Below are 848 nucleotides of genomic sequence, written 5' to 3' on the forward strand. Positions count from 1 at the left end.
CGGCCGGACACCGAGGTGACTTGCGCCGCGGTCGAGAAGCCGGGCGCGAAGATGAACTTGTGGATCTGGGCTTCGGTCATCTTCTCCAGTTCGGCCTCGGTGACGAGACCGTTCGAGAGCGCCTTGGCCTTGATCCGCTCGGTGTTGAGGCCGCGGCCATTGTCGGCGATGCAGATGATGATGTGGCCGCCCTCGTGATAGGCGGACAGCCGAATGGTGCCCTGCTCTCCCTTGCCACAGGCCGCCCGCTCGGCCGGGGTCTCCAGCCCATGGTCGGCGGAGTTGCGCACCATGTGGGTCAGCGGGTCCTTGATCAGGTCGAGCACCTGGCGGTCGAGCTCGGTGTCGGCGCCGTGCATCTCGAGCTCGATCTGCTTGCCGAGCTCGCCTGAGAGGTCGCGGACGATGCGCGGCAGCTTCTGCCAGGCATTGCCGATCGGCTGCATCCGCGTCTTCATGACGCCCTCCTGCAGCTCGGCGGTGACGTTGGACAGCCGCTGCAGCGGCACCTTGAACTCGGTGTCCTCGTTGCGGCGGGAGATCTCCAGGAGCTGGTTGCGGGTCAACACCAGCTCGGAGACCATGGTCATCAGGTGCTCGAGGGTGTCGACATTGACCCGGATCGACTGGTTGGCGATCTTGTCGCCTTCCTGGACGTCGCCGGCGGCGGCGGCCTTCTTCGGCGCGTCGGCCGGCTCGGCGGCTGCTGCGGCCACGCGCTTCGGGGCGGGCGCCGGGGCCGGCGCGGCGACTTCGGCGGCGGTCTCGCGGAAGGCGCGCTCGAGCTCGTCGAGCGAGACCTCGCCCGGACGCAGCGGCCGCTCCAGGGTCTGCGCCACCAGCGTGCC

The 848-nt window shown here is 69.0% G+C and carries 1 protein-coding gene; it reads right to left on the reverse strand.

Annotated features, from left to right (window positions below; all coding sequences use genetic code 11):
* Positions 1-848: chemotaxis protein CheA (locus tag ACFFWD_RS30980; protein WP_376971861.1), on the reverse strand; the 848-nt coding region annotated here is incomplete at both ends.

It is taken from the genome of Bradyrhizobium erythrophlei (assembly GCF_042430365.1).
Classification (GTDB): Bacteria; Pseudomonadota; Alphaproteobacteria; order Rhizobiales; family Xanthobacteraceae; genus Bradyrhizobium; species Bradyrhizobium erythrophlei.